We start from the raw sequence: 24,654 nt of genomic DNA, 5'->3' as shown, positions 1-24,654 counted from the left end.
GCCGCTGCCCGGCCCGACGAGCTGGGCTCAGTCGAGGACCTCGGGCGCGACCTGGTCCTCGCCCAGCCAGTCCCAGCCGTCCTCGTAGTGCTCGTGGTCGACGGCGTTCTCCTCGTCCCGGCCACGTCCCTTGGAGCCGGCCGCACCTGCGGCGGCCGCGCCGCGGGCCCCGCCCGCACCGGCTCCGCGGCCGGCTGCTCCGCGAGTCCCGGCACCGGCAGCCGCGCCACGGCCACCGGCCGCGCCGCGCCCACCCGATGCTCCGCGACCGCCCGCGGACCCGGCGACACCGGCGCCGGCTCGGGCCCCGGTACCTCCGGCGCCACGCCCGGCAGTGCCACGCCCGGCTGCGCCTCGGCCAGCGGCTCCGGGCCGGGTGGTCGGGCTGCCGGCGCTGCCGACCGTCCCGCTCCGGCCCAGGGCACCGGCCGAGCCGGCCCGGCTCGAGCTGCCGATGGGCCGCGTCGCGCCGGCCCCCGCACTGCTCGCGCCCGGCACGACACCGCCACGGATGCCACCGAGGGCGCCCTGCGACAGGCCGCCGGCCAGCAGGCCTCCTGCGGCCGCTCCGCCGGCGATCCCGCCGATCGCTCCACCCGCGCCGACCCCGATCGACCCCGCCGGGGACGCGCCCGCGCCCGGCACGGGGCCGAGCGGGCTCGTGCCGACGGCGCCGGGGCCCTGCGGAGTGCCCAGGCCGGGGCCGGGGTCGAGCGGCGTACCGGGGACCCCGACCGGCGGCGTGCCGATCGGAGGCGTCAGGCCGGGTTCCTCGATCACGACCGGCGGGTCGACCGGGGGGTCGATCGGCGGGGTGACCGGCGAGTCGTCGTCGTTGCCGTTGTTGCCGTCGTTGCCCTTGTCGTCGTCCTGGTCGCCGTTCGGATGGTCGTCGTCGGTCGGCGTCTGGTCGGTCGGCATCTTGCCCGGAGGGGTGCCCCCGCCGGGGCCGCCCTGGTAGCCCTTCGGCTCCGGGACCGGGTCCGGGATGCCGTGGATCTGCTTCATGGTCGCGGTCGAGCCGGTGAAGGTGGTGTCCATGTCGGCGATCGCGGCCGTCGCGACGGCCTCGTTCCAGGCGTAGTCGTCCCAGAACTTCGCGACCGCGGTGTGGTAGCTCTTCTGCGCCTGGACGTCGGCGTCGGTCGTCGCTCCGGGCGAGCTGGTCGGCGGGAGCGGCATGACCAGTCCGCGCATCTTGCCCAGCGCCGTCTCGCCGCGCCGGATGGCGTCGGCCGACGTGCGCAGGGCCTCGCTCGCCTTGTTCAGCTGCTCGTACTTGCGCCTCAGCGACTGGGCCGAGGCGTTGAAGGCCTCCACGACCTTGGGCCCGGTCTGGCCCTCGATCCCCTGTCGGGCCTGGTCCACGCCCTGCGTCTCCAGACGGCTGGCCACCTGGTCGAGCACCGTCGCCGCCTGGAGCCAGGCGGACTGACCGGTGTCGATGTTCTCGACGGCGGAGGCGAGCATGGTCGCCTCGAGCCGGAGCTGCTGGGGACCCTTCATCACGTGTCACTCCCGCCGGGGACGGTGCACTGGGGCGCCGTCGGCCTGTTCTGGTCGGCGAAGTCGCCGCCGGCGCAGTCGGTGCCCGCCTGCAGCGGCGTGAAGGAGGCGCCGACGACCTCGTCGGTGGCGAAGGCGTCCTTGCGGTACGCGTCGACGTTCTCGGCGTACACCTGCAGGCCCGTCACCACGTCCTCCAGGGCCTCCACGACGGTGTCCCGGGCCAGCGTCGTGTGCTGACCGAGCATCGCGGCGGTGCCGAGGTTGCCGAACGCCGCCGGCGACACCGGCTCGACGGGCCTGGCCTTGATGTCGTCGATCGAGGCGTTGAGGAGCGAGATCACCTCGTCCACCCTCTGCGAGTCCACTGCCATGTCGATCTGCTCGAGCAGGCCGGACAGATCGATGCCGAAGACGCTCACCCAGGACTCCTTCCCATGACTCCTCCGCCCGCTCCGGGCGGTCGCGTCGGACATACCCGGGTCCGCAGGACCCGAAACCACGGTCGTCGGATCGGGCCGCCCGGCCCCCTCACTAGGGTGGGCGCGACCGCGTCCTCGACCCCCGGGAGCCGATGTGCCCAGCCGCCACCGCCCGCGCCGCGCCGCCCTCGCCGCCGCCCTCTCCGCGGTGGTCCTGGTGACCGGCTGCAGCGACGACGAGGAGCCCGGCGGGACGGCACCGGAGTCGGCCAGCGCCTCTCCGAGCGCGGGCGGCTCCTCCCCGGCGTCGAGCACGGACCCGGAGGCGAGCCCGACGAGCAGCTCGGACGCGACCATCGACACCCCGCCCGCGACCGGCCCGGTCATCGAGTCCGCAGCGTTCCGCATGCGGGTCCCGGAGCGCTGGACCGTCGCCGACCCGATCAGCGACTTCGTCCGGGTCGCCACCAGGCCCGAGATCTCCGGCGACATCAGCATCGGCTTCATCGAGGCGACCGAGGGCGCAACGGTGGACGACTACCAGCGCGCCTCGACGAAGAACTGGGGCTACCCCGTCGGCCCGCGCAACGGCCCACGCCGTGACGTGAACGGCGTGGAGATGTACCACCAGACCGGCAAGGCCGGCGAGACCCGGGTGGTGGAGGTGTACGGCGCCCCGCACGCCGGCCTGGCCGTCGAGATCACGTTCCTCCTCCCGACCGACATGCCTGCGGCCGAGCGCACCTCACTCGTCGACTCGGTGCTGGCCAGCATCGAGTGGGCGTGACCCTGCCGGACCGGTCGCTCAGCGGACCTCGTCGATCCGCAGCAGGTTGCCGGTGGGGTCGCGGAACGCGCAGTCGCGGACGCCGTAGGGCTGGTCCATCGGCTCCTGCAGGACGTCCGCGCCACCGTCGACGAGCCGCTTGAACAGTCCGTCGAGGTCGTCGGTCGCGAGCGTGAGCGCCGCGCCGCAGCTTCCCTTGGCGATCAGCTCGAGGACGGTGCGGCGCTCGTCGTCGCTCAGGCCGGGGTCGACCGCCGGCGGGTGGAGCACCAGGGTCGTGCCGGTGCCGCCGGCCGGCCCGAGCGTGAGCCACCGCATGCCGTCGTACCCGACGTCGTTGCGGAGCTCGAGGCCGAGCAGGTCGCGGTAGAACCCGAGCGCGGCCTCGGCGTCGGTGTGCGGGAGGAAGGCGTGGTGGAGGGTGACGTCCATGCCGGCGACGCTAGTCAGGACGACCGGGTCGCCGCTTCTCGATTCCTGACCGGTCGGGTCACCTGGCGGGCCAGGCAGGACGGGATCCCGTCCGTCGCGCCCGCCGACTGCGCCCGGTAGACCGACGGCGGCACCCCGACGAGCTCGGTGAACCGCGTGCTGAACGTCCCGAGGGAGGAGCAGCCCACGGCGAAGCAGACCTCGGTCACGCTGAGGTCGCCGCGGCGCAGCAACGTCATCGCGCGCTCCACGCGCCGGGTCATCAGGTAGGAGTACGGCGACTCGCCGTACACCTGCTTGAACTGCCGGCTCAGGTGCCCGGCCGACATGCGCACGCCGCGGGCGAGCTCCTCGACGTCGAGCGGCTGCGCGTGGTCGCGGTCGATCCGGTCGCGCACGCGCCGCAGCTGCTCGAGCCGCCGGAGCCGCTCGGAGTCGGGGGACGGGACCGCCATGCCCGGATCCTGGCACGCCGGGCCCGCCGCGGGACAGGCCCGCGGCAGGTGGGCGGGCGGCGCGGTGCGGCATACTGGCCGCCGGCCGGTCGCCCGGCCTCCCGCCTCCGTAGCTCAGCTGGATAGAGCAGCGGCCTTCTAATCCGCCGGTCGCAGGTTCGAGTCCTGCCGGGGGCGCCACCACTCCCCGACCCGGGACCGCCGGGTCAGCGCAGGCCCGCCTCCTGCGAGCAGGCCGGCCACGCTCCCCAGCCCTGGGCGTCCTGGATCCGCTCGGCGACGCGGATCTGCTCGGCCTTGGTGGCGCCGTGCGGGTACGGCGCGAGCCGGCGTCCGCCGAAGCCGTCCCAGGTCTGCTTGCTGATCTGGAGACCGCCGTAGTAGCCGTTGCCGGTGTCGATGTGCCAGCGCCCGCCGGACTCGCACTGGGCGAGCCGGTCCCAGGTGCGCTCGGGGGCGGCCTGTGCGGGCGCCTGCGCGGCCACGACGGGGACGAGGGTGGCTGCGGCGAGGGCGGCGGACGAGACGAGCGTGCGGATGCGCATGTGCGGACCTCCGTGACGCCTGCGGGCCGGTCGCGCTCGGCGCGTGGCGCTCACCCCGCTCCGGGCATCGCGTTCGACCCCTGCGCGGAGCGGGTGCGGCGGGCGCAGGTGGACGCCCCGGTCGACCGGGACCCCACGAACCTAGGACGAGCCCCCCGGGGCGGATCAAGTCGGACCGGATCAGGTCGGGCCGGATCAGGCCGGGCCGGGTCAGGTCGGGCCCGGATCGGGTCGAGGACGGGACCGCTGGCAGGATGCACGCGTCCGGCGGGCCTCACCCGTCAGGGCCGATCGGGACGAAATGCGACCGTCGTGGTTGCGGGTACCTGAGACTGTCCCCGTCCCCGCCAGCGCCGCCAGCGCTCCTGAACCGGAGAGCAGAACGAACACGATGACGTCCCCCGACCCTGCCCCTGACGAGCAGCTGGTCCTGCACGTCGAGCACGAGGGCGGCTTCGCCGTGGTGCAGGCCCGCGGGGAGATCGACCTCGCGACCGTCGGCGGCTTCCGGATGGTGCTCAACGACCTGATGGTCGACGGGCACGTCGACGTGGTCGTCGACCTCACGCAGGTGCCGTTCGTCGACTCCTCCGCACTGGGCGCGCTCGTGGCCGCCCACCGCCGCGCGCGAGGCCTCGGTGGCTCGCTCGCGGTCGCCGGCATCCAGCAGCCGGTCGCGCGCATCCTGGAGCTCACGGGGCTGGACCGGGTGCTGGCCACCTACCCCACGGCCCGGGACGCCGTCGCCGGGTGAGCGCCGACGTGTCGATGAGCGACTTCCTGCGCCGGAGCGGGACGGTCGGCCAGGACCTCCTCGACGTCGACTGGTCCCTGACGTCGGTCGGCGAGCCGGACACCTGGCCGCTGAGCCTGCGCAACGCCGTGCGCATCCTGCTCACCTCGAAGTTCTCGATGTGGATGGCGTGGGGCGAGGACCTGACGTTCTTCTGCAACGACGCCTACCGGCGCGACACGCTCGGCAGCAAGTACCCCTGGGCGCTCGCGCGACCGGCCTCCGAGGTGTGGCGCGAGATCTGGCCGGACATCGGCCCCCGGATCGAGCGGGTCATGGCCACGGGCGAGGCGACGTGGGACGAGAAGCTCCTCCTCTTCCTCGAGCGGAGCGGCTACGTCGAGGAGAGCTACCACACCTTCTCCTACAGCCCGCTGGCCGACGACGACGGCGTGGTCGCCGGCATGCTCTGCGTGGTCACCGAGGACACCGAGGAGGTCGTCTCGACCCGGCGGATGACCACCCTGCGCGACCTCGGCATCCGGTCCGGCGCGGCCGGCAACGAGGCAGCGGCCGTCGCCGCGGCGTGCGAGCACCTGGCCGAGAACGGCCACTCCCTCCCGTTCGTGCTGGTCTACCTCTTCGGCTCCGAGGGCACGGTCGCGCACCGTCGAGGACTGGCCGGCATCGCGTCCGAGCACGCCGCGGCGCCCCGGACCGTGCAGGTCGGCGCTCCGGACGCCGTCTGGCCCCTCGACGCCGCGTGGCGCGGCGAGGACGTCGTGGTCTCGGCCATCGACGAGCTCTTCCCCGACCTGCCGACCGGCGCCTGGGCCGAGCCGCCGACCCGCGCCTACGTCACCCCGCTCGCCCAGCCCGGCCAGGCCGCGCCGTACGGCGCGCTCGTGGTCGGCCTCAACCGGTACCGGCCCTTCGACGCCGGCTACCGCGACTTCCTCGAGCTGCTCGCCGGCCACCTCTCGGCCGCCATCGGCGACGCGCGCGCGATCGAGCAGGAGAAGCAGCGGGTCGAGGAGCTGGCCCGCATCGACCAGGCGAAGACCGACTTCTTCGCCAACGTCAGCCACGAGCTGCGCACGCCGTTGACGCTGCTCCTGGCGCCCGCCGAGGACGCCCTGGCCGACCAGGAGCGACCGTTGCCGCCGGGGCAGCGCGACCGGCTGCAGGTGATCGCGCGCAACGGCCAGCGGATGCTGCAGCTGGTCAACACGCTGCTCGACTTCTCGCGCCTGGAGGCCGGCCGGGACGGCAGTGAGTTCGTCGCCACCGACCTGTGCGCGTACACCTCCGAGCTCGCCGCGATGTTCGAGTCGGCGGCGGAGAGCGCCGGCCTGCGCCTGGAGATCGACTGCGACGCCGAGGTCCCGGCGTACGTCGACCGCGAGGCCTGGGCCAAGATCGTGCTGAACCTGGTCTCCAACGCCCTGAAGTTCACCTTCGAGGGCGGGGTCACGGTGCGGCTGCGCGAGGAGGACGGCCGGGCAGTGCTCCGCGTCAGCGACACCGGCAGCGGCATCCCGGCCGGAGAGCTGCCCCGGCTCTTCGAGCGGTTCCACCGGGTCGCGGGGTCCCGCTCGCGGACCCACGAGGGCACCGGCATCGGGCTCGCCCTGGTCCGCGAGCTGGTCGAGCAGCACGACGGCCGGGTGGGCGCGACCAGCAGCACCGAGGACGCCGACCACGGCACGACGTTCACGGTCTCGCTCCCGCTGGGATGGGGCCACCTGCCGGCCGACCGGGTCCGGCACGCCTCCGACGCCGCTCCCGACCCCGGGGCCGAACGACGGGCCCAGGCGTTCGTGGAGCAGAGCTCCAGGTGGCTGCTCGGCGAGCAGGCGGGAGAGGTGGCCGCACCGCCCGACGCGGCCGGCTCCTCGAGCGACGACCCGGCCGACGACCGGTGGCGGGTGCTGGTGGTCGACGACAACGACGACATGCGCCGCTACATCCGCGACCTTCTCGCGCCGGCGTACGACGTCCGGACGGCCGTCGACGGGCTCGACGCGCTCGACGCGATGGCGCAGGACGTGCCCGACCTCGTGCTGACCGACGTGATGATGCCCGAGCTCGACGGGTTCGGGCTGCTGCGGCGGATGCAGGCCGACCCCACCCTGACCTCGGTGCCGGTGATCATGCTCTCCGCACGCGCCGGCGAGGAGGGCACGCTCGAGGGCCTGGAGGCCGGCGCCGACGACTACCTCGTCAAGCCGTTCTCCGCGCGGGAGCTCCTGGCCCGGGTCCGGGTGAACCTCGAGCTGGACCGGGCGCACCGGGTCCGCGACGCGCTGGAGCGCAGCCGGGAGCTGCTCGACCAGGCGCAGCGGCTGGCGCGGCTCGGCAGCTGGGAGGTCGACCTCGCGCGGGACACCATCACCGGCTCGCGGACCTTCTTCGACATGCTCGGCCTCAACCGGGAGGACGCCGAGGAGCGGGGTGCCCGAAGGGTCATCACCCAGCTCGTTCACCCCGAGGACCTGCCCCGCGTCGAGGAGCGGCTGGCCGCGGCGACCGCCGGCGAGACGATCGTCTACGAGGTCCGCGTGGTCACCCCGGCCGGGGAAGTGCGCCTCTTCCAGGCCTACGGCGAGCCGGCGACCGGCCCCGACGGGAGCCGCCTGGTGCGCGGCTCCTTCCAGGACATCACCGACCAGCGGGCGCTCCAGCAGCGGCTCGTCGCGGCGGAGTCCGAGCGCGAGGTCGTCGAGCGCGAGCGGCAGATCGCCCGGGAGCTGCAGGCGAGCCTGCTCCCCCGCACCGACCCCGACGTGGCCGGGCTGGAGGTCGCGACCTACTACCGGGCCGGCGTCGTCGGCACCCAGGTCGGCGGCGACTGGTACGACGTCATCGACCTCGGCGCCGGCCGGACCGCGGTGGTCATCGGCGACGTGATGGGTCGCGGCGTCCGCGCCGCCGCGGTCATGGGGCAGCTGCGCGCGGCGACCCGGGCGTTCGCGAAGCTCGACCTGTCCCCCACCGACGTCCTGGAGCACCTCGACCCGCTGGTGCAGGACCTCGCCGGGGACCAGATCGTCACGTGCGTGTACGCCGTGTTCGACGCCGCGGACCACACGCTGGCCTACGCGAACGCCGGTCACCTCCCGCCGCTGCTGGCCCACGCCGACGGCCGGGTCTCGCTGCTGCGCGAGGTGGGGCCGCCCCTCGGCGCCGGCCACTACGGGTTGGCGACCACCACCGTCACCCTCGACCCGACCGACGTGCTGCTGCTCTACACCGACGGGCTCGTCGAGCGCCGCGGCGAGGACCTCCAGCTCGGCCTGGAACGGCTCGGCACGACCGTGGCACCGCGGACGACGCTCCCCGCGGGCGCCCTCCTCGCCGAGGTCGTGTCCGCACTGACCGGCGACGGCGTCGACGACGACGTGGCGATGGTCGTCGCCCGGGCCCGGGCGGAACCCGCGGGCGCCGTGGCCCGGTTCGAGGTCGGCACGCCCGAGGTCCTCGGCACGCTGCGCCGCCAGGTCGCCGACCAGCTCTCCCGCTGGGAGGTGCCCGAGGGGCGGGCCGGCGACGTGGTCCAGGTGGTCACCGAGCTCGCGACCAACGCGCTGCGGCACGCCGAGCCGCCGGTGGTCCAGCTCCGACGCCTCGACGAGGCGGTCCTGGTGGAGGTGCGCGACGCCGCCATGGTGCGGCCGCGCCGCCGGCGCACGACCGGGACCGACGAGGCCGGCCGCGGGCTGAACATGGTCGCCGTGCTGGCCGACGACTGGGGGACGCGACCCACGGAGGACGGCAAGACCGTGTGGGCGCTGGTCGGGTGGGCACCCCGGGACTGAGGCCTTATCACACCCCTATGGGTGGTGGTGGACCAGACCGGTTCCGGGCAACGTCGAGTGCGCGCCCGACCCGGGTGCGTGGAACGCACCCGACCTCGGAAGGAGCGGACCGCCTCATGCAGAGCCCGACGCACGGCGCTGGAGCCGACCACCGCACGATGTCCCGCGAGGAGCGCTCGACGCGCACCTCGGAGCTGCTGGCCCGAGCCCGCGCCAGCCAGGGCGCCGAGCGCGAGGAGGTCCTCGCCGAGGTGGTCCTCGTCAACCGTCGCGTCGCCGACGCCGTGGCCAACCGCTACCGCCGTCGGGGGATCCCGCTCGAGGACCTGCAGCAGGTGGCCTACGAGGGCCTGGTCAAGGCGGTCCACCGCTTCGACCCCACCGTCCGCGAGGACCTGCTGACCTACGCGGTGCCCACGATCCGCGGCGAGATCCAGCGCCACTTCCGTGACCAGGGCTGGATGGTCCGGCCGCCGCGCCGCGTGCAGGAGCTGCAGCGCGACCTGACGATGGCCACCGACCGGCTCGAGCAGGAGCTCGGCCGCGAGCCCACCGACGAGGAGGTCGAGCGCGAGCTCGGCATCACCCCCGAGGAGCACCGCGAGGCGCTGCAGGGGCTCGGCTGCTTCCAGCCGACGTCGCTGGACCAACCGGTCGGCAGCGAGTCCGGCACCAGCCTCGGCGAGGTGCTCCCGCAGGACCCCGACGAGGGCCCGGCCGAGGCGCGCGCCGTGCTCGCCCCGGTCATGCGCGGGCTCTCCGAGCGCGACCGCCGGGTGCTCTACCTGCGGTTCTACGAGGACCAGACCCAGCGCGAGATCGGCGACGAGCTCGGCGTGAGCCAGGTGCAGGTCTCCCGCGTCCTCACGCGGATCCTGGAGACGATGCGGGAGCAGATCGGGTCCGAGCACCCGTCGGCACACTGACCAGCAGCCCGTCCCGGGGCGTGGTGGGCATCCGCGTGCGGTCGACCACGTCGTCCACCACCGAGTACGGCATGGGCGCGAGCACCCGCAGCGTCGCCCCGAGCACCCGCAGCGTGAGCGACTCGCCCGGGCAGCGGTGCCCCGAGGGGTGGCCACCCCCCTGGGGGACCAGGTCGAACGCGCCGGGGGCGTGGTCGAGGAACCGCTCGGGGCGGAACGCGTGCGGGGCGGGCCAGCGCGCGGGGTCGTGGTCGATGCCCATGATGTCGAGCACCAGCCGGTCACCGCGCCGCACCCGCACGCCGTCGATCCGCGCGGGGCGCGTCGCCCGGGCGGCGAGCACCGGCGCGAACGGCGTGGTGCGCCGCACCTCCTGCGCGAACGCCAGCCGGGCCAGCTCCTCCCCCGGGTCCGCCAGCCGCTCCCGCCACTCGGGGTGCTCGGCGAGCCGCAGCGCGGCGAAGGTGCCGAGGTAGGCGACCGCGATCGTGGGACGCAGGATGTTGCCGAGCTCCACCCCCGCGGTCCGGTCGTCCACGTCGAGGCCGCCGACGAGCCGGGCGGCCGGTGAGTCCTCGGGCACGCCGGCGCGGCCGGAGCGGACGTCGGCCGCTAGCCGGGTCGCCCAGCGGTTCCACCACAGTCGGGAGGCCCAGCCGCGCAGGTAGGCCGCCCCGGCGAAGCCGAAGCCGTCGACCTGCTGCCCCAGGCGGTGCGCCAGCTGGTCGGCCCGCCGGTCGGGCAGGTCGAGGCCCGCCCACTGCAGCACCGCCCGGCCGTACGCCGAGACCAGCGCCGGGTGGACGCTCACCTGGCGGCCCGGCCAGCGCTCCGTCGCAGCGGTGAGCTCGGCGGCGACCCGGTCGACCACCGGGCCCAGCCCGTCGGCGGACAGCACGTCGACCATGACCTGCTTGCGCTCGCGGTGCGCCACGCCGTCCATCCCGTGCAGCGCGCCGCGCCCGAACAGCAGCCAGGCGAGCGGCGGCGGCACGACGCCCTTGCGCTCGGCCGCGGACTCGTCGTAGAAGAACCGCACGCCGGGCTCGCTGCGCACGACGACCGCCCGGCGACCGGCGAGACGGCTGGCGTGGGTCCCGGCATCGGCACCGACGCCACGCGCCTCCCGGTCGGCGGCGACGCCGTCGTACCCGTGTCGGAGCAGGCGGAGGGTGAGGTCCATGGCGGCCCGGTGTCCCGTCCCGGCGCTCCCAGTCGGGTGCCCCGTCAGGAATCGAGCGGCTGGACCTGGCGCGACCGGTCCGGGAGGAGGCCGTGCTGGAGCCCCCAGGCCACGGCCTGCGAGCGCCGCGTGACGCCGATCTTGCGGTACGCCGTGCGGATGTAGGTCTTCACGGAGTTGATCGAGAGGTAGGTGCGCTCGGCGATCTCCTGGTTGGACAGCCCCCGGCTGATCAGCGAGACCACCTCGGCCTCCCGCGCGCTGAGCCCGTGCGCCTTCCCGGGCCAGGACCCCGACGACTCCCCGTCCGCGAGCTCCGCCGCCAGGTCGGCGTCCACCCCGCCCTGGGGACGGACCGCCTCCCCCGCGTGCACCTTCACGACGGTGGCCACGATCTCCTCGGCGCGTGCCGACTTGGGCAGGTAGCCCGCCGCGCCCCGGGCCATCGTCCGCTCGACCACGTCGGGCCGGGTGTTCCAGCTGTAGACCACGACCCGCGGCTTGCCGTCGTCGAGGAGGTCGTCGACGCTGAGGTGCTCGCCCTCGCCCTGGCCGAAGGTGTCGACGAGCACGACGTCGACGTCGCAGACGGGCGGCACGCCGCTGTCCAGCTCCACGACCACGACCTGGTCGGAGAACGGCGCGAGCATCGCGGCGACCCCGGCCACGACGAGCTCGAAGTCGTTGACCACGGCGACGCGGACAGGATGGACGGACATGGACGCATCCTATTTGGTCCGTCCAGCCCGCGGGCCCGTCCGCGCGGACGGGCACGGACAAGTCCTGCCCGTCGACCTCAGGCGGGACGGGTCCCGTGCGCGACGTACGCGTCGATCTCGGCGAGCAGCCTCGCCCGGAGGGACTCCTCGGCGAAGGAGGCCCGCACGGCCGTCCGCGCGAGGTCGGCGACCCCGTCGTCGTCGAGGCCGAGCAGCTCGGCCGCGACCTCGTACTCCCGGTTGAGGGAGGTGCCGAACATCGGCGGGTCGTCGGAGGCCACCGTGACCGTGACCCCCGCGTCGCGGAACGCGACGATCGGGTGCTCGGCCAGGTCGGCCACGGCCCGGGTGGCGACGTTCGAGGAGGGGCAGACCTCGAGCGGGACGCCGGTCTCGGCGAGGTGGGCCAGCAGCGCGGGGTCCTGGGCGGCCGAGGTGCCGTGGCCGATCCGGTCGGCGCCGAGCAGGTGCAGGGCGTCCCACACCGTCCGCGGACCGGTCGTCTCGCCGGCGTGCGGGACGGAGCGCAGCCCCGCGGCACGGGCGGCGTCGAAGTGCGGCTGGAACTGCGCGCGCGGCACGCCGATCTCGGGACCGCCGAGGCCGAAGCCGACCAGGCCCTCGGGCCGGTGCCGGAGCGCGAAGTCGAGGGTCGCGTCCGCGCTGGGGACGCCCGCCTCGCCCGGGATGTCGTAGACCCACCGGAGCACGAGGCCGAAGTCCCGCTCGGCGGCCACCCGGGCGTCCTCGATGGCCTCGGTGTAGGCCTCGATCGGCATCCCGAGCTCCGGCTCGTGCGGCCGCACCGAGGTGTACGGCGTGCAGGTCAGCTCGGCGTACCGCAGCGACTGGCCCTGTGCCATCTCCCGCGCGACCTCGTAGGTCAGGTAGCGGACGTCCTCGGGGGTGCGCACCAGGTCGACCACAGCGAGGTAGACCTCGATGAAGTGCGCGAAGTCGCGGAACTCGTAGAACCTGCGCAGCTCGTCGAGGTCGCTCGGGACCGTGCCCGGGTGGCGCGCGGCCAGCTCGGCGACCATCCGCGGCGACGCGGACCCGACGTGGTGGACGTGCAGCTCGGCCTTCGGCAGGCCCGCGACGAACCCGGGGGTGAGGGACACCCCCGGATCATCGGCTCACTCGACCGCGGCGACCAAGTTGTCGGCGAGCTCCTCGACGGTGTCGCCGTCGGTGAAGACCTCGCCGTCGACCAGCACCGTCGGCGTCCCGTTCACGCCGGCCCGCGAGGCGGCGTCGGTGGCGTTCTGCACCCACTGGTCGAACTCGCGGTCCTCGATCGCCCCGCGCACCTGCGCCTCCTCCGCACCCGCCTCGACGGCGAGGTCGACCAGGTCGTCGTCGCTCGGGAACGGCCCGGACTCCCCCGGCTGGTTCTCGAAGAGCAGGTCGTGGAACTCCTTGGCCACCTGCGGACCGGCCGCGTCGAGGACGGCCGCGAAGGCGTTCGTCGCGCGAGCGGAGTAGTCGCCGTACCTGCTGAGCAGGTCGAAGGGGCGGTACTCGACGTAGACCTGGCCGTCCGCGGCGAGCCGCTCGAGGTCCGCGCGGGTCTCGCCCTCCAGGGCGCCGCAGAAGGGGCAGAGGAAGTCCTCGTAGACGACCACCTGGTGCGGCGCGTCCGCGTCACCGATCGCGAGCGAGTACTGGCCGGTCGCGCCGGCCGGCGGGGCGGCGACCTCCCCGGTGTCGTCGCGCCCGCGCTGCACGAGCACGCCGACCGCGACGACGACCAGCAGGAGCAGGACCACCCCGCCGACGATCAGCGCCCGGCGGCGACGCTCCTGGCGCTCCTGCTCGAGGATGGCGGCGGCGGCGCGTTCGGCGCGCGACTGCTGGCGGTTCTTGGTGGACACCTCAGGCCTCTCGGGTGGTGGACGTGCTCGTCGTACGACGGAACAGGGCGCTGTCCAGCGCGAGCCGCGTCGAGCGGCTCCACACCAGGAGCAGCGACAGGGCGAGGAGACCGACGTCGCGGGCGATCTCCCAGGGGTACTGGCTGGCGGCGCCCTCCTCGAAGCCGCCGCCGCCGAAGCAGCCGCAGTCGATCTGCAGCCCGCGCGCCCAGGCGGACGCGATGCCGATGATGAAGGCGAGGAAGAGCAGCGCGGACACGGCGGCGGCGCCGCGCGTGAGCACGCCCAGGACGAGCGCCAGACCGACCACCACCTCCAGCACCGGGAGCAGGTGGCCGACGGTGGGGACGATCGACTCCGGGAGCAGGTCGTAGGCGCGGACCGCTCGCACGCTCTCGTAGGGGTCGGGCAGCTTCAGCGCACCGGCGACGATCCACACGCCGCCGGTCACGAGCCGGGCGACCAGGCCGAACCACTCCCTCACGTCGGGCACGCTAGGCAGCCCACCTGAGCCGACCCTGAGGTCCCGGCCAGCGGCGGCTGAGAAGCGCCTGGACCACTGCGGGACCACTGCGGGGACCCTGACCGGGGCTGCCCGTAGGGTGCCCTCCGTGAACGACAGACTCGTCTGGATCGACTGCGAGATGACCGGCCTCGACCTGCGCGCGGACGCGCTGATCGAGGTGGCGGCCCTCGTCACCGACTTCGACCTCAACGTCCTCGGCGACGGCGTCGACATCGTCATCCGGCCGCCCGAGGAGGCGCTGGAGCAGATGGGCGACTTCGTGCGCAGCATGCACGAGAGCTCCGGGCTGCTCGAGGAGCTCGCGAAGGGCGTGAGCCTCGCCGAGGCCGAGGAGCGGACGCTGGCCTACCTGCGTCAGCACTGCCCCGAGGGCAGCCGCCCGCCCCTGGCCGGCAACACGGTCGGCACCGACCGCGCGTTCATCGCCCGGGACATGACCGGGCTCGAGTCGTTCCTGCACTACCGGATCGTCGACGTCAGCTCGATCAAGGAGCTGTCCCGCCGGTGGTACCCGCGCGCCTACCACCAGGCGCCCGCCAAGCGGGGGAACCACCGCGCGCTCGCCGACATCCGCGAGAGCATCGAGGAGCTGCGCTACTACCGGGAGGCCGTGTTCGTCCCCGCCCCGGGGCCCGACTCGGCGACCGCCAAGGCGATCGCCGCGCGCCACGGCGGCGCCCTCACCGGGACCGCACCCCAGGATTCCACCCCCGCGGACTGAGTCGCCTATACTTCCCAGCGGCCCCGACCCAGGTCGGACCGCCATGGTGGGTATAGCTCAGCTGGTAGAGCGCTGCGTTGTGGTCGCAGATGTCGCGGGTTCAAGTCCCGTTACTCACCCCACTGCCGAACGGCACGATGCGAGCCCCCGACCGGGACACCGGTCAGGGGCTCGTCCCGTCTCCGGGGGCCTCAGCCGCTCGCGTCAGCGCCCGGGTGCCGGCTCCGGCTCCGGCTCCGGCTCCGGCTCCTCGAAGTCGGCCGGGCTGAACTCACCGTTGGCGAGGTGGCTCTCGATGTTCTCCAGGCTGCGGCCGGTCAGCTCGGGCATGAGCCGCCACACGAAGATGAACGCCGCCACGTTGAAGGCCGCGTAGAGCCAGAAGGTCTGCCCCACCCCGAGCAGCTCGATGGTCGAGAGCAGCGTCAGGGTGATCAGCAGGTTGGTCGACCACAGCACCGCCGACTGGGCGGCCGTGCCGGCGCTCCGGACGGCGAGCGGGTAGATCTCGGACCCGGTGAGCCACCCCATGAGCTGCAGGCCACCGGCGGTGAAGAGCATGAAGACCACCAGGCAGGCGATGATGAACGGCGTGCTGCCGCGGCCGGAGTGGCCGGTGGCGAAGACCGTCCCGAGGGTGCCCAGCGCCAGCGCGGCGCCCGGGATCGTCACGAGGGCGAGCCGCCGCCGACCCACCCGGTCGACCAGCGCCAGTCCCACGAGCTGCGCCACCAGGTAGGCGAAGCCGAGCGCGACGCTGACCTGCAGGGCGGTGCTGGTGCTGAAGCCGTTGTCGGTCAGGATCGTCGGCGAGTAGTAGATGATCATCTCGATGCCGCTGAGCTGGGTGAAGACCGCGATCCCGCAGCCGACCACCAGCGCCGGGCGCACCCAGCGCTGACGCAGCCCCCGCCACCCGCGGCGGTCGTCCCGGACGCCCCGCTCCTGCTCGTCGAGGTCGGCGATCTCCGCCAGCTCGCCGTCGACGTCGTACGACGCCGGCCGCAGGCGCTCGAGGACGGCCCGGGCGTCGTCGGACCGGTCCTGCCTGACCAGCCAGCGCGGGCTCTCGGGCAGCAGCAGCATGAGCACGCCCATGACGAGGGCCGGCACCGCCGCGGCGCCGATCGCGATCCGCCAGTCGAGGGCCTCGGTCGCCCCGACGATGGTGGCGACCACGATGCCGACGCCGATGGCCAGCTGGAAGCAGAGGACGAGCCGGCCGCGCCGGGCCGCCGGCGCCAGCTCCGCGACGTACATGGGGACGGTCTGGGTGGCGCCGCCGACCGCGACGCCGAGCAGGACGCGGCCGCCGGCGAGTGCCCAGGGCGACGGCGCGAGGGCCGCCGCGAGGGTGCCGAGGACGAAGACCACGGCGATCACCAGGATCGTGCGGTGCCGGCCGGCGCGCTCGGAGAGCACGCTGCCGCTCAAGGCCCCGATCACCGCGCCCAGCAGGATGCTGGCCGCGATGACCTGCTCGAGCCCGTGCCCGATGTCGAACTCGTCGCTGATCTGCAGCAGCGCGCCGGAGATGATGCCGGTGTCGTAGCCGTAGAGGAACCCGCTCACCGCCGACACGAGCGCCACCACGAGCATCCGCCCGGTCATCGTCGGACCGCTGGTCCCCTGGTCCCCGGCCGTCGTCGTCATGCCGCTCCTCCCCCGGGGCCCGGTCGGCCCGCCGCCGGGGGTGGTACCCGCAGGCGGCACCGTCAACGCCGCCCGGCGGTCCGCCCGTCGCTCAGCCGGCGTCCAGCACCCGCTGGAGGAAGCGGCGGGTCCGCCCCTCCCGCGGCTCGACGAGCACCTCCGGGCCGCCGCGCTCCGCGACGACACCGCCGTCGAGGAAGAGCACCTGGTCGGCGACGTCCCGGGCGAAGCGCACCTCGTGGGTCACGATCACCAGCGTCCAGCCCTCGCGCGCCAGGTCCCGGATCACCGCGAGCACCTCGCCGACGAGCTCGGGGTCGAGCGCGGAGGTCGGCTCGTCGAGGAGCAGCACCTCCGGGCGCAGGGCGAGCGCGCGGGCGATGCCGACGCGTTGCTGCTGCCCGCCGGAGAGCTGCGCGGGGTAGGCGTCCTCCCGCCCCTCCAGCCCGACCTGGGCCAGCAGCGCGCGGGCGTCCTCGGCGGCCTCGTCGCGGTCGCGGCCCTGGACCTGCACGGGTCCCTCGAGGAGGTTGCCGAGCACGGTCATGTGCGGAAAGAGGTTGTGGGACTGGAAGACCATCCCGCTGCGCGCGCGGAGCGCCTTGACCGCGCGGCGGTGATCCGCCTTGCCGGCCGGCGGGTGGGTGAAGTCGAGCTCGGCGTCGCCGATCCGCACGGTCCCCGCGTCGGGCGTCTCGAGCACGTTCATCGAGCGCAGGACCGTCGTCTTGCCCGACCCGGAGGGGCCCAGCAGCACGCTCACGGTGCCCGCCGCGGCGGTGAAGTCCACGCCCTGGAGGACCCGGTTGTCGCCGAAGGACTTCTCCAGCCCCCGGACCTCGATCAGCTCGCTCATGCCACGTACCTGCTCAGTCGTCGTTCCAGGGGGCCTTGGGCCAGGCTCACCAGGTAGCAGACCACCCAGAAGTAGAGCGCGGCCATCACGTAGAGCGGGAGGTACTCGAAGGTGGCGCCCGCCGTCACCTGCGCCTCGCGGAAGAGCTCGGGGACCAGCACCAGCGAGGCGAGCGCGGTGTCCTTGATGAGCGAGAGCAGCGTGTTGGACAGCGGCGGCACCGCGATCCGGGCGGCCTGCGGGAGGATCACCCGCCGCATCGACTGCCGGTAGTCCATGCCGATGACGGTCGCCGCCTCGTACTGCCCGCGGGGCACCGAGAGGATCGCCGCACGCACCACCTCGGCGGCGTACCCACCGACGTTGAGGCTCAGGGCCAGGATCGCGGCGGGGTAGGGGTCGAGGTCCACGCCGAGCTGCGGCAGGCCGAAGAAGACGATGAACAGCTGCACGACCAGCGGCGTGCCGCGGATGAGCGAGATGTAGGCCCGCGCGATCCAGTCGAGGACCCGGATCGAGGAGAGCCGGGCGAGGGCCGCCGCGACGGCCAGGACCAGCCCGATCGCGAAGCTCGCCACGGTGAGCGGGATGTTGCCCTTCACCAGCCCGACGAGCATGGGCCAGGCGGTGTCCTGGACGACCTCCCACCGGGAGCGGGCGTCGGAGGCGTCGACCTCCACGTCGGTCGTGCCGCCCTCGACGGTCACGTCCGCGCCGAAGTACTCCTCGGAGATCTCCTCCAGGGTGCCGTCCGCGGTCAGCGCCTCGATCGCCGCGTCGGCCTCCTCCTGGAGCGCCGCGTCGTCCTGGGTGAACGCCAGGGCCTGCTCGAGGACCTCGTCGCCCGCCGGCCCGGCGATCTTCACCTCGTCGGTCCCGGACGTCGCGAGGTAGTCGAGGACCGCGATGTTGTCGTTGACGATCGCGTCGACCCGGCCCTGCAGGAGGAGCTCGACGCCCGGCCCGAAGTCCTGGACGAAGTCGACCTCCGCCCCGGCGTCCTCGGCGACCTGCGCCCAGTTGCTGCTCGCGGTCTGGGCGGTCGTGCGTCCCTCGAGGTCCGCGAGCGAGGTGATGTCGTCGGTGTCCGCCCCGGTGACGATGACGCCTCGGGAGTAGGTGTACGGCGTGCTGAACAGGTAGCGCGCCTCCCGCTCGGGGGTGACCGTCACCTGGTTGGCGATGACGTCGAGGCGGCCGGTGTCGAGCGCCGGGAACAGCGCGTCGAACGGCGCCTCGACGAAGCGCACGTCCCACCCGGCCTCCTCACCGATCGCTCGCACCACGTCGACGTCGAAGCCGGTCAGCTCGTTGCTCTCGGAGTCGCGGTAGCTGAAGGGCGGGTAGACCCCCTCCGTGCCCACCCGCACGACCCGGGGCGCGTCGTCGTCCGCGGCGTCCGCGGCGGTCGCGGGGGCGGCGACGCCGAGCAGCGCGCCCAGGACGAGGCTCCAGCCGACGGCGAGCAGCGCGAGAGGACGGGTCAACGGCACCCGCACTCCGTACCCCGCTGCGGGGTCGAGCACTCGACGTCGTACGCGGCGGCGGCTGTCACCCGTGCGGGCGAGCCTCGCGGCCACACACAGGGGAACCCATGAGTCAACCGACCGAAGGGGTCGCCGAGACGAATGTTTGGTGACGTAGCAGAACGGGTAGGTGACCAGTTCTGTTCGCACCCCTGGTGCCCCACGAACGACAGGAGGTGTGAGTGCTTCGTCCCAACCAGGACCACGTCCTCCCCGCACCGGCCACCGCGCTCCGTCTGGGCCTCGGCACCCTCGGTGCCCTCCCGCCCCGGGTCAGCCGCCCCACCTACGACGTCGCAGCGCTCGGCACGGGTGTCGTGCACCTCGGGGTCGGCGCGTTCCACCGTGCCCACCAGGCCGTCTACCTCGACCGCCTCGCCGCCCTCGGCGCCCGTGACTGGGGCGTCCGCGGTGTCGGGCTGCGCACGAACAGCCACCGCGCCGAGCTCGCCGCCCAGGACTTCCTCTACACCACCCTGGAGCTCTCCTTCGGCCAGCCGCGCGCCCACGTCGTCGGCGTGCTGCGCGACTACCTCGCCGCCGGCGGCCGCGACGGCGCCGCGAACGCCATCGCAGCACTGGTCGACCCCCGCACGCTGCTCGTGACGCTGACCGTCACGGCGCCGTCGTACGCCGTGTCGGCCGCCACCGGTCCCGCCGTGCCGCCCACCGCCTTCGACCTGCTGGCCCGCGCGCTCGGCGCGCGGCGCCGCGCCGGCCAGGCGCCGTTCACGGTGCTGTCGTGCGACAACCTGCCCGGCAACGGCGACGCCACGCGTCGGTGCGTCGTGGCGGCCGCCGAGGCGCTCGAGCCGGGGCTCGCCCGGTGGATCGCACGCCACGTCGCCTTCCCGAACAGCATGGCCGACCGGATCACGCCGCCCACGACGGCCGAGCACCGGGGACTCCTGCGCCACGAGCTGGGCGTCCACGACCGCGCACCCGTCGTCACCGAGCCGTTCAGCCAGTGGGTCGTCGAGGACTCCTTCGGCGGCCCGCGCCCCCCGCTCGAGGACGTCGGCGTAGAGGTCGTCTCCGACGCCCGGCCGTACGTCGAGGCCAAGATGCGCCTGCTGAACGCCGGCCACGTGGCCCTCGGCTTCCTCGGCGAGGCGACCGCGCACTCGACCACCGACGCCGCGATGGCCGACCCCGCCGTCGGTCCCCTCGTCGAGCGGATGCTCGCCGAGGAGGTCTGCCCGCTGCTGGACCCGGTCCCCGGGCTCGACCTGCCGTCGTACCTGCGGGGCGTGCTCGACCGGTTCCGCAACCCGGCCATCGCCGACCCGCTGACCCGGCTGCGGCGCCGCGGCTCGGTGCGGATGCGCAACTACGTCCTGCCCTCGCTCGAGCGCGCCGTGCTCGCGGGCCGGCCGCACGCCCTGCTGACCAGCGTCGTCGCGGCCTGGATCGACGGCCTGCGCCGCTCCGCGCAGGCGGTCGCGGACGGGCTGGTCACCTCCGGCGACCTCGCCGACACCCTCGCCGACCCCGCGCTCGCCGACCTGCTGGGGCCGGCTTCGCGGGCAGGGCACGACGTGCGACCCTTCCTGGCGGCCGCCGAGGGGTTCGAGCGGCTCGCCCGCTGCCCGGAGTTCGTCACGGCGCTGCAGCAGGCGCTCGTCGGACGAGAGGTGGAGGACCGTGCAGCAGCCGCAGCATCCTGAGCTGGACCTGGGACCGGTGCGTGCCCTGCTCCTGGACGCGGACGGCAACCTGTTCGCCTCCGAGGAGCCGGCCTTCGCCGCGTCCACCGGGGTGACCAACGACTTCCTCGCCCGGCTCGGCTCCGACCACCACTGGGAGCCGGCGGACCTCCAGGCCGCGGCGCTCGGCCGCAACTTCCGCAGCCTGGCCGGCGACCTGGCCGCCGAGCAGGGCGTGACGGTCCCCGACGACGAGATGGAGACCTGGGTCGCCCGCGAGCAGGACGTCGTCACCCGGCACCTGGCCGCCACCCTCGTGCCCGACCCGGCCGTGAGCGACGCGCTGCGCCTCCTCGCGGACCGTTGGCAGCTCGCCGTCGTCAGCTCGAGCGCCCTCGGCCGCCTGGCTGCCTGCTTCACGGCCGCGGACCTCGACGAGGTGCTGCCGGTCGCGGACCGCTTCAGCGCGCAGGACTCGCTGCCGGCGCCGACCAGCAAGCCCGACCCGGCCGTCTACCTGCTCGCGCTCGAGCGGCTGGGGCTCGCCCCGCACGAGGCGGTCGCAGTGGAGGACGCCGTCTCCGGCGCCCGCTCCGCCGTCGGCGCGGGCATCCCCACCGTCGGGAACCTGGTCTTCGTGCCCGAGCCGGAGCGGGCGGAGCGCCGACGTGCGCTGCTGGACGCCGGCGTGGTCGCGGTCGTCGAGGACTGGGACGAGCTGGTCGACCTGCTCGGGCTGCAGGAGGAACGACGTACGGAGGTGTCGGCATGAAGATCGTCTGGAACAGCTTCCACGGACGGTTCTCCGACAACCCGCGGGCCCTGTGGGAGCGGGTCGCGGACCGGCCCGGGCTCGAGCACGTGTGGCTCGCCGACCAGGAGCACCTGGCGGCGTTCCCGGACGGCGTGACGACCGTCGACATCGACTCCCCCGCGGCGACCGAGGCGCTGGAGTCGGCCGACCTGCTGGTTGCCAACACCCACACCGAGGTCGAGTGGACCAAGCCGGCCGGCACGACGTACGTCCAGACCTGGCACGGCACCCCGCTCAAGCGGATCCACCGGGACGTGCTGTGGGCGCCCGAGGGTCGGCTGGACCGGCTCGACCACGACATCGCCAAGTGGGACCTGCTGCTCTCGCCGAACGCCGCGAGCACGCCGCGGCTGCGGGGCGCCTTCGGCTTCACCGGCGAGGTGCTCGAGTCCGGCTACCCGCGCAACGACCTGCTGAGCCTGCCGGAGTCCCGGGAGGCCGGTGCGCGCGTGCGGGCCTCCCTCGGCGTCCCCGACGGCGCGAAGGTCGTCCTCTACACGCCGACCTGGCGCGACGACGAGGCCTTCGCCGAGGGCCGCCCCGAGGTCCCGCTCGCCCTGGACGTCGACCGGTTCGCCGCTGCTCTCGGCCCCGAGCACGTGCTGCTCGTGCGCGCCCACAACATGGTGACCGGTCGCTCCCGGATCGCGGCGGTCCCCCACGTCCACGACGTCTCGTACCACCCGGACGTCCGCGACCTCTACTGCGCGGCCGACGTCATGGTGACCGACTACTCCTCGACGATGTTCGACTACGCGATCACCGGTCGGCCGATCGTGCACTTCGCCTACGACCTCGAGCGGTTCCAGGACTCGGTGCGGGGGTTCTACTTCGACCTCGTCCCGGAGGCGCCCGGCCCCATCGTCCGCACCACCGGTGAGCTGGTCGACGTCATCGGCGACCTCGAGCGGGTCGAGAAGGAGCACGCCGCGCAGTACGCCGCGTTCCGCGAGCGCTACACGTCCCTCGAGGACGGCCGGGCGACCGACCGGGTGCTGGAGCGGCTCGGGCTGTCCTGATCGCCGTGTCGTCGGTGTGAGCCCGCCCGGACGGGGCACCGGTCGGCCATGGCTAGCAAGCCGCTGAGCGTCGGCGTGATCAGTCCGCACGAGCTGGTGCTCACCGGGCTCTCCACGATGCTGCGGCGTCACCCGGCGCGCGTGTGGCTGTGCGACGCGGCCTCCTCCGACGGGCACCTGGCCGGGCTCGACGTCGTGCTGTACGACGCGGCCGGCCTCGACCCGGTGGACGGCACGGCCGGCAGCGACCTCGCGCACCTGGTCCGCAGCAACGCCCGGGTCGTCGCGCTCGCCCGCCCGCAGGAGCCGGCGCTGACCACGGCCGCCCTCGAGCGCGGGGTCGCGGGCGTCGTGCGCATGGACGCGACCGCGATCGAGATGATCGACGTCTTCGACCGGGTCGCCCGCGCCGGGCCCGGCGGCAACCCCTCCACCCGCCACGTCGACGCCAAGCTGCTCCTGCTCCCCCACGGGCTCACCGTCCGGGAGTTCGAGGTGCTGGGCCTGGTCGCCGCGGGCCTGTCGAACGCCGAGATCGCCGAGCGCCTCTACGTCAGCGTCAACACCGTCAAGACCTACGTCCGCGCCGCCTACCGCAAGATCGGCGTCGACCGCCGCTCGCAGGCCGTCATCTGGTGCGCCCACCACGGCGTCTCCGCCAACTGACCCCGCTGGTCGAGCGGCCGAGCGTCGCTGGTCGAGCAGCCGAGCGCTAGCGAGGCGGCTGTTGGTCGAGCAGCCGAGCCCTGGCGAGGCGGCTGCTGGTCGAGCAGCCGAGCCCCGGCGAGGCGTCGTCGAGACCCGGCGAGATGCGCAGAGCCTCGGGCACTCGAGTGGCCAGCGAAGGCCCTTAGATGGTGGTCCACGATGCGGTCTGAACTGGGAAAACAGCCCCGGGACTGTCGGTGGTCGGTGCTTGAGTAGACCCATGGCCAAGGACTCCCGACGCAGCGCACACCTGGTGTGCCGCGCTGTCGCGAAGTCCCACGCCAGGCTCGACCGTGCGCACGAGTCGCACCTGTGGTCGATGTCCGACGACGACGTCGCGGCGACCCTTCTCGAGGCTGCCCGCCTCCGCGCCCGGGTCGAGGCCCTAGAGCTGCGGCTCGCCGCGGAAGCCGAACGCCGTCACGCCGGCGAACGTGTCGGTGCGACCGACACCGCCTCCTGGTGGGCGACCGAGACCCGCCAGACGAGGCCCTCGGCGAAGCACCGGATGCGGTTGGCCGAGTCGCTGGACCGTCACGACCTCACCGCGGCAGTCCTCGCGGACGGTGATGTGTCGGTCGACCACGCCCGGGTGATCACCGAGTGCCTCGACCGGCTGCCCACCGACCTGGACGACCCGACCATCCCCCTTCGTGCCGAGCAGCACCTGCTCGCCGAGGCACGGCACCGGGACCCCAAGGCCCTGCGGGTCCTGGCCAAGCACGTCCTCACCGTCGTCGCCCCCGAGATCGGCGAGGCCCGCGACGCCCGCGCCCTGGAGGCCGAGGAGCGACTCGCCCGCGAGACCGCGTGGCTGACGATGAGCCCCGACGGGCGCGGGTTGGTGGTCGGGAAGTTCAAGATCCCCGAGCTCCACGGCGCGATGCTGAAGAAGACGCTCCTCGCCTTCGCGGCTCCGAAGCACCAAGCCGCCACCCAGGATCAAGGCGCGCCCGAGGCGGTCGAGCGCCGACCGGTTCCGGAGCGGATTGGTGATGCGTTCTGCGAGCTCCTCGAACGCCTCCCCGCTACTTCGGTCCCGAAGCTCGGCGGGCTCAACGCCACCGTCGTCGTCACCATGGACATCGCCTCGTTGATGGGTGGCCTCGCACCGGGTGTCCTCGACGACGGCAGCACCATCTCCGCCGCCCAGGCACGACGGCTCGCCTGTGAAGCAGGCCTGATCCCCGGCGTCCTCGGCACTCAGTCCGAGCTCCTGGACCTGGGGCGCACCACCCGGTTGTTCACCGGCGCACAACGTCGGGCGCTGAACCTCACCCAGCCGACCTGCACCGCAGAAGGCTGCGACTGGCCCGCCCACCTCTGCCACGCCCACCACGACAACCCTGGTCGAACGGCGGCGCCACCGACCTCGCCAACGCCCGCAACCTCTGCCCCCGACACCACGCCCGCATACACGACCCCGCCTACGACACCACCCACCTACCCGGAGGAAAGGTCGCGATCCACCGCAGGACCTAGGCCGACCCAGCGATCCATGATGCTGGTCGAGCAGAGAGGCGCCCCAGCGCCGAACGTCGTCGAGACCCCCCGAGCCACTCGTTGCCCGTAACCACCCTCACCGGGCCTCGACGACGCTCGCCAGCGCTCGCTGCTCGACCGGCAGGAGGCCGGCCCGCCGACCACCCCGGCGCCCTGCGCACCTCGCCGGGTCTCGACGACGCTCGCCAGAGCTCGCTGCTCGACCAGCGGGTGGGGGTCTCGACGACGCTCGCTTGAGCTCGCTGCTCGACCAGCGGGTGGGGGTCTCGACGACGCTCGCTC

23 protein-coding genes and 2 tRNA genes are annotated in these 24,654 nt (G+C 73.9%); 12 read left to right on the top strand and 13 right to left on the bottom strand.

The features are described from left to right. Positions 1 to 27 precede the first annotated feature (27 nt). Together AB0N29_RS02525 and AB0N29_RS02520 are read right to left on the bottom strand one after the other, a co-directional pair. A complete protein-coding gene (locus tag AB0N29_RS02525; protein WP_364863854.1) occupies positions 28 to 1,506 on the bottom strand; it encodes a hypothetical protein in 1,479 nt (492 codons plus the stop codon). Further along, positions 1,506 to 1,928, bottom strand: coding sequence for a hypothetical protein (locus AB0N29_RS02520; RefSeq protein WP_302270336.1), 423 nt, complete (start codon positions 1,926 to 1,928; stop codon positions 1,506 to 1,508). The genes AB0N29_RS02525 and AB0N29_RS02520 overlap by 1 nt, the downstream gene beginning before the upstream one ends. Positions 1,929 to 2,082: 154 nt before the next feature. Between AB0N29_RS02520 and AB0N29_RS02515 the strand changes: the two genes are divergently transcribed. Continuing rightward, a complete protein-coding gene (locus tag AB0N29_RS02515) occupies positions 2,083 to 2,715 on the top strand; it encodes a hypothetical protein (RefSeq protein ID WP_364863852.1) in 633 nt (210 codons plus the stop codon). 18 nt (positions 2,716 to 2,733) lie between these two features. Here the strand turns inward: AB0N29_RS02515 and AB0N29_RS02510 are convergent, their stop codons facing one another. Further along, positions 2,734 to 3,147, bottom strand: a complete 414-nt coding sequence (locus tag AB0N29_RS02510; RefSeq protein WP_364863850.1) for a VOC family protein — start codon at positions 3,145 to 3,147, stop codon at positions 2,734 to 2,736. Positions 3,148 to 3,161: 14 nt separating this feature from the next. Beyond that, positions 3,162 to 3,602, bottom strand: a complete 441-nt coding sequence (locus AB0N29_RS02505; RefSeq protein WP_364863848.1) for a helix-turn-helix transcriptional regulator — start codon at positions 3,600 to 3,602, stop codon at positions 3,162 to 3,164. 103 nt (positions 3,603 to 3,705) lie between these two features. Between AB0N29_RS02505 and AB0N29_RS02500 the strand changes: the two genes are divergently transcribed. Continuing rightward, positions 3,706 to 3,782 (top strand) — tRNA-Arg (locus AB0N29_RS02500). A gap of 26 nt (positions 3,783 to 3,808) precedes the next feature. On the opposite strand, the gene AB0N29_RS02495 is transcribed toward AB0N29_RS02500, so the two are convergent. Further along, on the bottom strand, positions 3,809 to 4,147 hold the full coding sequence (locus AB0N29_RS02495) for a transglycosylase family protein (RefSeq protein WP_302270331.1): 339 nt from the start codon (positions 4,145 to 4,147) through the stop codon (positions 3,809 to 3,811). Positions 4,148 to 4,538: 391 nt separating this feature from the next. On the opposite strand from AB0N29_RS02495, the gene AB0N29_RS02490 reads away from it, so the two are divergent. The 3 genes from AB0N29_RS02490 to AB0N29_RS02480 all read left to right on the top strand — a co-directional run bounded on the left by AB0N29_RS02490 (position 4,539) and on the right by AB0N29_RS02480 (position 9,624). Then, positions 4,539 to 4,901 carry an STAS domain-containing protein gene (locus AB0N29_RS02490; protein ID WP_302270330.1) on the top strand — a complete coding sequence of 121 codons (363 nt, stop codon included), beginning with the start codon at positions 4,539 to 4,541 and terminating at the stop codon, positions 4,899 to 4,901. Next, positions 4,898 to 8,698, top strand: coding sequence for a SpoIIE family protein phosphatase (locus AB0N29_RS02485; protein ID WP_364863845.1), 3,801 nt, complete (start codon positions 4,898 to 4,900; stop codon positions 8,696 to 8,698). Before AB0N29_RS02490 ends, AB0N29_RS02485 begins: the two co-directional genes overlap by 4 nt. Before the next feature lie 116 nt (positions 8,699 to 8,814). Next, positions 8,815 to 9,624, top strand: a complete 810-nt coding sequence (locus tag AB0N29_RS02480) for a sigma-70 family RNA polymerase sigma factor (RefSeq protein WP_364863843.1) — start codon at positions 8,815 to 8,817, stop codon at positions 9,622 to 9,624. Here AB0N29_RS02480 and AB0N29_RS02475 read toward each other — a convergent pair. The 5 genes from AB0N29_RS02475 to AB0N29_RS02455 form a co-directional block, all read right to left on the bottom strand. Then, a complete protein-coding gene (locus tag AB0N29_RS02475; RefSeq protein ID WP_364863841.1) occupies positions 9,563 to 10,807 on the bottom strand; it encodes a cytochrome P450 in 1,245 nt (414 codons plus the stop codon). The two genes, AB0N29_RS02480 and AB0N29_RS02475, sit on opposite strands and share 62 nt — an antisense overlap. Before the next feature lie 44 nt (positions 10,808 to 10,851). Then, the gene (locus AB0N29_RS02470; RefSeq protein WP_364863839.1) at positions 10,852 to 11,526 is read right to left on the bottom strand and encodes a response regulator transcription factor; all 675 of its coding nucleotides are present in this window, start codon (positions 11,524 to 11,526) and stop codon (positions 10,852 to 10,854) included. A gap of 77 nt (positions 11,527 to 11,603) precedes the next feature. Next, on the bottom strand, positions 11,604 to 12,647 hold the full coding sequence (locus AB0N29_RS02465) for an adenosine deaminase (protein WP_364863837.1): 1,044 nt from the start codon (positions 12,645 to 12,647) through the stop codon (positions 11,604 to 11,606). Positions 12,648 to 12,662: 15 nt separating this feature from the next. Then, complete coding sequence (locus AB0N29_RS02460; RefSeq protein WP_302270322.1) at positions 12,663 to 13,400, bottom strand: thioredoxin domain-containing protein; 738 nt, start codon at positions 13,398 to 13,400, stop codon at positions 12,663 to 12,665. A 1-nt stretch (position 13,401) separates the two neighbouring features. Then, complete coding sequence (locus AB0N29_RS02455) at positions 13,402 to 13,884, bottom strand: MauE/DoxX family redox-associated membrane protein (RefSeq protein WP_364863834.1); 483 nt, start codon at positions 13,882 to 13,884, stop codon at positions 13,402 to 13,404. 127 nt (positions 13,885 to 14,011) lie between these two features. Between AB0N29_RS02455 and orn the strand changes: the two genes are divergently transcribed. Together orn and AB0N29_RS02445 are read left to right on the top strand one after the other, a co-directional pair. Beyond that, positions 14,012 to 14,647, top strand: coding sequence for an oligoribonuclease (orn, locus tag AB0N29_RS02450; protein WP_302270319.1), 636 nt, complete (start codon positions 14,012 to 14,014; stop codon positions 14,645 to 14,647). 46 nt (positions 14,648 to 14,693) lie between these two features. Beyond that, a tRNA-His gene (locus AB0N29_RS02445) sits at positions 14,694 to 14,769 on the top strand. An 82-nt stretch (positions 14,770 to 14,851) separates the two neighbouring features. Here the strand turns inward: AB0N29_RS02445 and AB0N29_RS02440 are convergent. The 3 genes from AB0N29_RS02440 to AB0N29_RS02430 all read right to left on the bottom strand — a co-directional run bounded on the left by AB0N29_RS02440 (position 14,852) and on the right by AB0N29_RS02430 (position 18,649). Further along, the gene (locus AB0N29_RS02440) at positions 14,852 to 16,300 is read right to left on the bottom strand and encodes a sugar porter family MFS transporter (RefSeq protein WP_364863831.1); all 1,449 of its coding nucleotides are present in this window, start codon (positions 16,298 to 16,300) and stop codon (positions 14,852 to 14,854) included. Between the two features lie 91 nt (positions 16,301 to 16,391). Further along, complete coding sequence (locus AB0N29_RS02435) at positions 16,392 to 17,156, bottom strand: amino acid ABC transporter ATP-binding protein (RefSeq protein WP_364863829.1); 765 nt, start codon at positions 17,154 to 17,156, stop codon at positions 16,392 to 16,394. Further along, a complete protein-coding gene (locus tag AB0N29_RS02430; protein WP_364863827.1) occupies positions 17,153 to 18,649 on the bottom strand; it encodes an ABC transporter substrate-binding protein/permease in 1,497 nt (498 codons plus the stop codon). Before AB0N29_RS02430 ends, AB0N29_RS02435 begins: the two co-directional genes overlap by 4 nt. 215 nt (positions 18,650 to 18,864) lie before the next feature. Here AB0N29_RS02430 and AB0N29_RS02425 point away from each other — a divergent pair, with 215 nt between their 5' ends. The 5 genes from AB0N29_RS02425 (at position 18,865) to AB0N29_RS02405 (ending at position 24,442) form a co-directional block, all read left to right on the top strand. After that, positions 18,865 to 20,349, top strand: coding sequence for a mannitol dehydrogenase family protein (locus AB0N29_RS02425; RefSeq protein ID WP_302270311.1), 1,485 nt, complete (start codon positions 18,865 to 18,867; stop codon positions 20,347 to 20,349). Next, entirely contained in the window at positions 20,327 to 21,100 is a 774-nt protein-coding gene (locus tag AB0N29_RS02420; protein ID WP_364863824.1) for an HAD family phosphatase, read from the top strand. The genes AB0N29_RS02425 and AB0N29_RS02420 overlap by 23 nt, the downstream gene beginning before the upstream one ends. Beyond that, on the top strand, positions 21,097 to 22,161 hold the full coding sequence (locus tag AB0N29_RS02415; RefSeq protein ID WP_364863822.1) for a CDP-glycerol glycerophosphotransferase family protein: 1,065 nt from the start codon (positions 21,097 to 21,099) through the stop codon (positions 22,159 to 22,161). The genes AB0N29_RS02420 and AB0N29_RS02415 overlap by 4 nt, the downstream gene beginning before the upstream one ends. 48 nt (positions 22,162 to 22,209) lie before the next feature. Then, a complete protein-coding gene (locus AB0N29_RS02410) occupies positions 22,210 to 22,827 on the top strand; it encodes a response regulator transcription factor (RefSeq protein ID WP_302270305.1) in 618 nt (205 codons plus the stop codon). Positions 22,828 to 22,888: 61 nt separating this feature from the next. Further along, positions 22,889 to 24,442, top strand: a complete 1,554-nt coding sequence (locus AB0N29_RS02405; protein ID WP_364863820.1) for a DUF222 domain-containing protein — start codon at positions 22,889 to 22,891, stop codon at positions 24,440 to 24,442. Positions 24,443 to 24,654: the final 212 nt, after the last annotated feature.

Source organism: Nocardioides sp. NPDC092400 (assembly GCF_040684155.1).
Lineage (GTDB): Bacteria > Actinomycetota > Actinomycetes > Propionibacteriales > Nocardioidaceae > Nocardioides.
This window is presented reverse-complemented; position numbering and strand designations above follow the sequence as displayed.